Source organism: Streptomyces sp. 8P21H-1, from assembly GCF_013302945.1.
The window spans coordinates 1-7,188 of the sequence record NZ_JABTYA010000093.1 but is presented as its reverse complement, the minus strand read 5'-3'; the positions used below and the strand labels follow the sequence as shown (position 1 = coordinate 7,188).

The window sequence follows — 7,188 nt, the reverse complement described above, 5'->3', positions numbered from 1 at the left end:
CGGACCGGGACACGCCCACCGCCCCGCCGCCCGTCGCCCCACCGCCCGGCACGCCCGGCGCACCCGCGTCCCCGCACGACCTGCCAAGGACAGCCCATGCCACAGCCTGACCCCGGCCCCGTACCGCCCGGCGCGACCGGGAAGCACAGCGCCGCCCACGCCTCGGACCTGGACGAGGTGGACATGAACGAGGTGGTCGGCCGGGACGACCTCCTGCTCCTCACCCTGGACACTCTCCGGTACGACGTGGCGGCCGAGCTCGCCGCGGCGGGCCGGCTGCCCCACCTCACCGCCCACCTGCCGGGCGGTGCCTGGGAGAAGCGGCACGCCCCCGGGAACTTCACCTACGCCTCCCACCAGGCGATGTTCGCGGGCTTCCTGCCCACGCCCGCCGCGCCCGGACCGCACCCGCGCCTGTTCGCGGCCCGGTTCGCGGGCAGCGAGACGACCGCCGGCGGCACGTTCGTCTTCGAGACCCCGGACCTCGTGTCCGCCCTCGCGGCGCGCGGCTACCGCACGGTGTGCATCGGCGGCGTCGGCTTCTTCAACAAGCAGGGCGCGCTGGGCGGCGTCCTGCCCGGCTACTTCCAGGAGAGCCACTGGGAACCGGAGTTCTCCGTGGCCTCACCGACCTCCTTCGAGGCACAGGTGGCACGGGCCGAGCAGACCGTCGCCGAACTGCCCGCGGAGCAGCGGCTCTTCCTGTTCCTGAACGTCTCCGCCCTGCACCAGCCGAACTGGTTCCACCTGCCCGGCGCGACCCGTGGGGCGGGGGACGACCGCCGCACCCACGCCGCGGCACTGGAGTACGTCGACCGGCACGTCGGGCGGCTGTTCGCCGCGATGAGTTCGCGCCGCCGCTGCTTCGCGATCGTCTGCTCCGACCACGGCACCGCCTACGGGGACGACGGCTACACCGGCCACCGCCTGGGCCACGATTCCGTGTGGACCGTGCCCTACGGCCACTTCTTCCTGGAGCCGCCCGCATGACCGTCACCCCCACCGCGCTCACCGCAACCACCGCGGGCACAGCGACCACCGCGGGCACCGCGGGCACTTCGGCCGGCCCCGCCCCGGGCGCCCCCGCCGCACCGCCGCGTCCCTACCAGAGCTACACGTACGCGTACCCGCACAAGACCGCCTACCGGCCGCTCGTCCCCACGCCCCGGCTCGCGGACCTGTGGGCCGGTGAGTCCCGGCAGGCGCTCTCGCTGTACCTGCACATCCCGTTCTGCGAGATCCGCTGCGGCTTCTGCAACCTCTTCACCCGTATCGGCGCGCCGGACGGTCTGACGGGCCGCTACCTGGACGCCGTGCAGCGCCAGGCCGCCGCCGTCCGCGAGGCCCTCGGCGACGGGGAGCCGCCGCGTTTCGCCAACGCCGCGTTCGGCGGCGGCACCCCCACCTTCCTGGAGGCCGCCGAGCTGGAGCGGCTGTGCGACATCGCCGAGCGGGAGACGGGGGTGGACCTGCGGGCCGTCCCGCTGTCCGTGGAGGCGTCGCCGTCCACGGCCACGGCCGACCGGCTGGCCGTGCTGGCCGGGCGGGGCACCACGCGCCTCAGCCTCGGCGTGCAGAGCTTCGTCGAGGAGGAGTCCCGGGCCGCCGTACGCCCGCAGCGCAGGGACGACGTCGAGGCGGCGCTGGCGCGGATCCGCGAGGCCGCGATCCCGGTGCTGAACATCGACCTGATCTACGGCATCGACGGGCAGACGGCCGCCAGTTGGCGGTACTCCCTCGACGCGGCCCTGGCCTGGCGCCCCGAGGAGATCTACCTCTACCCCCTCTACATACGCCCCCTCACCGGACTCGGCCGCCACACCGATCCGCGCGCGGCCGACCGGGAGTGGGACGAGCGGCGGCTGCGCCGCTACCGGGAGGGCCGCGACCACCTCCTCGCCCAAGGCTATGAGCAGGTGTCGATGCGCATGTTCCGGCGGACGGACGCGCCGCCGCAGGGACCGGACGACTACGCGTGCCAGACCGACGGCATGATCGGCCTGGGCTGCGGCGCGCGCTCGTACACCTCCCGGCTGCACTACTCCTTCGACTACGCCGTGTCGATGCGTGAGATCCGCGGCATCATCGACGGCTACATCGCCGCCGCGGACTTCTCCCGCGCCCTGCACGGGAGGTGGGTCGACGAGGACGAGGCACGGCGCCGGCACCTGCTGCAGTCGGTGCTCCAGGCGAAGGGCCTGCCCGCCGCCGACTACCGGGCGCGGTTCGGCACGGACCCCCGCGACGACTTCCCCGCGGAGCTCGGCACCCTCGCCGCGCGCGGCTGGCTCGACGACACCGGGCCCGGGCTGCTCCGCCTCTCCGCCGAGGGGCTCGCCCACTCGGACGCGATCGGTCCCGAGTTCTTCTCACCGGCCGTACGCGACGCCATGGCCGCGTACGAGACGAAGTGAGGGCCGGTGGACCTGACACTGCTGTACCGCGGCCCGCTCGCCTCCTGCGACTACGACTGCCCCTACTGCCCGTTCGCCAAGCGGCGGGACAGCACGGCGCAGCTGCGCGCCGACCGCACGGCGCTGGAGCGGTTCACCGCCTGGGCGCACGAGCAGCGGGACGACCGCCTCTCGGTGCTCTTCACCCCCTGGGGGGAGGCGCTGGTGCGCTCCTGGTACCGGCGGGCCCTGGTGGAGCTCTCGCACCGGCCGCACATACGGCGGATCGCCGTCCAGACCAACCTGAGCTGCCGCACCGACTGGCTGGGGGACGCGGACCTCGACACCGTCGCCCTGTGGTGCACCTACCACCCCGGGCAGACACCGTACGAGCGCTTCCTGGCCAAGACGCACGCCCTGTCGGGTCTGGGCGTGCGCTTCAGCGTCGGGATCGTCGGCGTACCGGAGCACCTGGAGCACGCGCGGCGGCTGCGCGCCGAACTGCCGGACCACGTCTACCTGTGGGTGAACGCCGCCGAAGGACACACCTACACGGACGAGGAGGCGGCCGGGTGGACCGGGCTCGACCCGCTCTTCCCGTTCAGCCGGCACCCGCACCGCTCGGCCGGGATGCCGTGCCGCACGGGCGAGTCGGTCCTGTCGGTCGACGGGGAGGGCACGGTCCGCCGCTGTCACTTCGTCCCCGCCCCGCTGGGCAACCTCTACGACGGCTCCTACCGCGCCGCGCTCGGTCCCCGCGCCTGCCCCAGGGAGCTGTGCGACTGCCACATCGGATACGTCCACCTGGAGACCCTGCCGCTGTACGACGTGTTCGCGGGCGGCGTCCTGGAACGCGTTCCGCACGCCCTCCCCGGCCCCCCGGCCCGCCCCCTACTGCCTCTCGCGTCCGCGCCCCGGCGTGACTGAAGCTCACTCGTACGCGGTGGCGTCAAGTACCGCCCGTCGGCCGCGGTCGGCAGGATGCCGCCCGTTGACCGCTTTGTGCGGCACATGACAGCGTCGATGCGCCCGGGGCCCGAGGCCCCGGGCGCATCCACGTTCACGTCCGCGCTCACATCCACGTCCACAGAGAGGACCGATCACCATGGGTGACAGACGGGTCACGTACGCGGCGGCAGTCACGGCAGCCGCGCTCTTCCTCGGCGTCTCCGGCACGGCGGCCGCCGCACCGGCCACGGCTCCGGCGCCCTCGGCCGCCGCACCGGCGTTCGGCCAAAGCAGCTTCACCCCTGAGGAGGAGGCGCACCTGCGGGAGGTGGCCGCCGCCGTCTGGAACGCCGACCTGGCCGCCGGCTGGAACATGAACCCCGAGGTCGCCGACGTCCTCTCCACCGCGACCGGGGAGATCCTCCGCTGTTCCGAGGCCTTCGCCCTGGTGCCCCGGCCGGCCGGCTTCGTCCCGGGCGTCGGTTACCTGCTCAGCTACTGGAAGAACCTCAAGGACTACTTCCTCGCGGTGAAGGACAACCGCACCTACCGGGCCTGCGTGGTGACCGCGGCGGCGAACCACCGCTCGGCGATCGAGATGGCCTCCATGGGCATCTGAGCCGCCCGGTGGCCGGGTGGTCCCCCGCCCGGGCCGGACCACCCGGCCACCGGATGCCGTTCGGGCAGCGGCGAGGTCGCCTGACGGAAACGACCGGCAGCGGGTACGGGTACCTCACACCCGGCGGACCGCCGTGCACGAGACTGTGACGTGCGGGCGCACTCCCCCGCCCACCGGCACCCCGTCGGCGGACCCCGTCCGCCCCGAAAGGAACCGAGCGCATGATCATCTTCGGCACCAAGGGCTACCTCCACCAACTCGCGATACTGACCCTGCTGTGCGGACAGTGCGGCAACCCCGCAGCTCACACGCTCAGCAAGCGCGTCACGAAGTTCACCCTCTTCTTCGTCCCGCTGTTCCCGGTCTCCACGAAGTACTCGACGCAGTGCACGTTCTGCGGCGCGCAGCAGAAGATCACGAAGGAACAGGCGGAGCAGCTGCAGGTGCAGGCGGCGCACGGCCCGGCGCAGGGGCAGGGGCAGGGCCGGCCCCAGCAGCAGCCCTACCAGGGCTGATCCGGCCCGCGCCGCGAGGAGCACGGCGGCCGGACACGCACTCCCGGGCCCGGCCGGCGGCCGTCTTCCGGGCCCCCGTGTCCCCGCGGAGGCCATGGAGGGGCAATAATGGGCCCGAACCGGCGACACTCCAGGGGTGGTCAGTGTGGGCAGTGCGGGGGAGGCCGAACCTCCGGACGTGTGGTCGGCACGGTCTGCGGGCACCCTTCAGGTGCGCCCCTTGGCGGACCGCACGGGCTGGCAGGCCGCGGGCGAGATCAGCCTGAGCACACGACCCGCCTGGGAACGGGCGCTGGGCTGTCTGGCCCAGCAGGATGCGGAGGTGTGCCACTTGGAACTCTCAGCGGTCACCTTCGTCGACGTCGCCGGCGCGTCCGCCCTCGCGGTGGCGGCCCAAGGTCTTCCCGAAGGACGTCGCATCATGCTCGAACAGCCTCCTGCCTCCCTGGGACGTGTGCTGGACATGTTCTGGCCCGATCTTCGGGGCGTCGAGGTGGTGTCCCGATGACCGCGGCCATGGAGTCCTTCGTCCACCCGGCGCTGTTCTACCGGGGCGAGGAGGAGTACGTCGACGGCACGGCGCCGTTCGTCCGCGAGGGCCTGGAGGCCGGTGAACCGGTGGCGGTCGCCGTGCCCGGCCCGAAGCTCGGTGTCCTCCGGGAGGCCCTCGGCGCGGCCGCGGCGCAGGTGCGCTTCATCGACATGACGCAGGCGGGACGCAACCCCGGGCGGATCATCCCCAGGGTGCTGCGGGTGTTCGCCGACGCCCATCCGCAGAAGCGGGTACGGATCATCGGCGAGCCGATCTGGCCCGACCGGACCGGTGTGGAGTACCCGGCCTGCGCCCAGCACGAGGCGCTGATCAATTCGGCGTTCGAGGGCCGGGACGCGACGATCCTCTGTCCGTACGACGCCGAGGGACTCGACGAGCAGGCGCTGACCGACGCGTACGCGACGCATCCCGTGGTGATCTCCGGCGGCCGGCAGCGGCGCAGTCCGTCCTACGCGCCCGACCTGGTGGTCGAGCGGTACAACGAGCCCCTGGAGATCGTGGAGGCGGCGGAAGGTTACGTCTTCGGCGCGGACGAGCTGCCCACGGCCCGGTACTTCGTGGTCGAGCGGGCCGAGCGGCTCGGTCTGAGCGGACTGCGGCTGGAGGACCTGGCCCTGGTCGCGGCCGAGCTGACCACCAACAGCGTCGTGCACGGCGGCGGTTCGGGCACGGTACGGGTGTGGGGCGAGGGCGGCCAGGTGGTGTGCGAGGTCCGCGACCGTGGATACCTGAAGGACCCGCTCGCCGGGCGGCGGCCCTCCGCGCCCGCGCAACTGGGCGGCCGGGGGCTGCTCCTGGTGAACTTCCTCACCGATCTGGTACGCATCCACACGGGACCCGACGGTACGGCCGTCCGCTGTTACCTGGACGTCTGAGCGGCCGCACCTGCCTGCGGCCCCGATGAGGCCGCAGGCAGGCCGTTCCGGCCGGTCAGCCGTGGAAGAAGCCGGACAGGGACGCCGCCAGCTCCTCCGGGGCCTCTTCCGCCACATGGTGGCCGGAGTCCACTCCGTGGCCCCGTAGGTCGGGCGCCCAGTCGGCCCAGATCCTCAGCGGGTCGCCGTAGAGGTCCTCCAGGTCGTCCCGGAGCGACCAGAGCACCAGCGCGGGGCACTCGATCCGCCTCCCGGCGGCCCGGTCCGCCTCCTCGTGCCGCCTGTCGACGGTCAGGCCCGCCCGGTAGTCCTCCAGCATCGCCCGCACGACGTCGGGGTTCCGCACGGCCTCGCGCCACTCGTCGTGGTTCTCCTCCCCCATGACCTGCGGGTCGCCCCGGTACCAGCTGTCCGGATCGGCGTTGATGACCCGCTCCGGAACGTCCGGCTGGGCGAAGAAGAACCAGTGCCACCACTGCGTGGCGAACGTCGCGGTGATGCGGGACAGGTGCTCGCTGATCGGCAGGCAGTCGATCAGTGCCACGCGCGGCACCCGCTCGGGGTGGTCGAGGACCAGCCGCAGCGCGACAGCGCCCCCGCGGTCGTGCCCGGCGAGCATGAACCGGTCGTGGCCGAGGGCGCTCATCACCTCCGCCACGTCCCGCGCCACCACCCGCTTGGAGTGGGCCGTGTGGTCGGCGGCCGGCGCCGGACCGCGGGAGCGGCCGTATCCCCGAAGATCGGGGCAGACGACGGTGAAGCCCTCCGCGACGAGGCGGGGAGCGACACGGTGCCAGGTGGCGGAGGTCCTGGGGTGGCCGTGCAGCAGCACGACCGGCGGGCCCTCGCCGCCGTGGCGGACGAACACGGACGACTCCCGGAGCCGGACCGTCTCGGACACGAAACCCTCGAACACCGCTTCATCCTCCCGGAACCTGTCTGCCGTACCGGCCCGGTGCACGGTCCCCCGCGCACCGGTGGTGCACGGCGACCCCCGCGCACCCGGTCGCGTACAGCGGCCTCTACGCACTGGTCGTGCAGGGCGGTCTCCACGGACCGGCCGCGCACTGCGGCCTCTGCACCCCGGTCGTGCACGGCGGCCTCCGTGCACCGGCCGTGTGCGACAGGCTCAGCAGACCGGCCGTGCACGACGGCTTCCGCGCATCGGCCGCGCACGGCGGCTTCTCTACGCCGGCCGTGTGCGACAGGCCCTGCACACCGGCCATGCACGGCAGTCTTTACTCACCGGCCGTGCACGACGGCTTCCGCGCATCGGCCGCGCACG

Annotated in this window: 8 protein-coding genes and 1 pseudogene; 8 read left to right on the top strand and 1 reads right to left on the bottom strand. The window is 73.2% G+C overall.

The annotated features are described in order from the left end of the window. Positions 1–183: 183 nt before the first annotated feature. The 7 genes from HO151_RS01895 to HO151_RS01865 all read left to right on the top strand — a co-directional run bounded on the left by HO151_RS01895 (position 184) and on the right by HO151_RS01865 (position 5,903). On the top strand, positions 184–990 hold the full coding sequence (locus HO151_RS01895) for an STM4013/SEN3800 family hydrolase (RefSeq protein WP_173894397.1): 807 nt from the start codon (positions 184–186) through the stop codon (positions 988–990). Next, entirely contained in the window at positions 987–2,414 is a 1,428-nt protein-coding gene (locus HO151_RS01890; RefSeq protein WP_173894396.1) for an STM4012 family radical SAM protein, read from the top strand. The genes HO151_RS01895 and HO151_RS01890 overlap by 4 nt, the downstream gene beginning before the upstream one ends. A 6-nt stretch (positions 2,415–2,420) precedes the next feature. Beyond that, complete coding sequence (locus tag HO151_RS01885; protein ID WP_173894395.1) at positions 2,421–3,320, top strand: STM4011 family radical SAM protein; 900 nt, start codon at positions 2,421–2,423, stop codon at positions 3,318–3,320. 178 nt (positions 3,321–3,498) lie between these two features. Then, entirely contained in the window at positions 3,499–3,960 is a 462-nt protein-coding gene (locus tag HO151_RS01880) for a hypothetical protein (protein WP_173894394.1), read from the top strand. A gap of 221 nt (positions 3,961–4,181) precedes the next feature. After that, the gene (locus HO151_RS01875) at positions 4,182–4,475 is read left to right on the top strand and encodes a zinc-ribbon domain-containing protein (RefSeq protein ID WP_173894393.1); all 294 of its coding nucleotides are present in this window, start codon (positions 4,182–4,184) and stop codon (positions 4,473–4,475) included. A 211-nt stretch (positions 4,476–4,686) separates the two neighbouring features. After that, positions 4,687–4,983, top strand: coding sequence for an STAS domain-containing protein (locus HO151_RS01870; RefSeq protein WP_173894392.1), 297 nt, complete (start codon positions 4,687–4,689; stop codon positions 4,981–4,983). Continuing rightward, positions 4,980–5,903, top strand: coding sequence for an anti-sigma factor RsbA family regulatory protein (locus HO151_RS01865; protein ID WP_173894391.1), 924 nt, complete (start codon positions 4,980–4,982; stop codon positions 5,901–5,903). The genes HO151_RS01870 and HO151_RS01865 overlap by 4 nt, the downstream gene beginning before the upstream one ends. A gap of 55 nt (positions 5,904–5,958) precedes the next feature. Here the strand turns inward: HO151_RS01865 and HO151_RS01860 are convergent, their stop codons facing one another. Beyond that, positions 5,959–6,819, bottom strand: coding sequence for an alpha/beta hydrolase (locus tag HO151_RS01860; RefSeq protein ID WP_173894390.1), 861 nt, complete (start codon positions 6,817–6,819; stop codon positions 5,959–5,961). Between the two features lie 119 nt (positions 6,820–6,938). Between HO151_RS01860 and HO151_RS06960 the strand changes: the two are divergent. Continuing rightward, a pseudogene (locus HO151_RS06960) lies at positions 6,939–7,188 on the top strand (hypothetical protein); the annotation flags it as partial.

Excerpts from the sequence above, each read along its gene's own strand:
- HO151_RS01890 (WP_173894396.1), top strand. The coding sequence starts at position 987 with ATGACCGTCACCCCCACCGCGCTCACCGCAACCACCGCGGGCACAGCG.
- HO151_RS01895 (WP_173894397.1), top strand. The coding sequence starts at position 184 with ATGAACGAGGTGGTCGGCCGGGACGACCTCCTGCTCCTCACCCTGGAC.
- HO151_RS01875 (WP_173894393.1), top strand. The coding sequence starts at position 4,182 with ATGATCATCTTCGGCACCAAGGGCTACCTCCACCAACTCGCGATACTG.
- HO151_RS01880 (WP_173894394.1), top strand. The coding sequence starts at position 3,499 with ATGGGTGACAGACGGGTCACGTACGCGGCGGCAGTCACGGCAGCCGCG.
- HO151_RS01865 (WP_173894391.1), top strand. The coding sequence starts at position 4,980 with ATGACCGCGGCCATGGAGTCCTTCGTCCACCCGGCGCTGTTCTACCGG.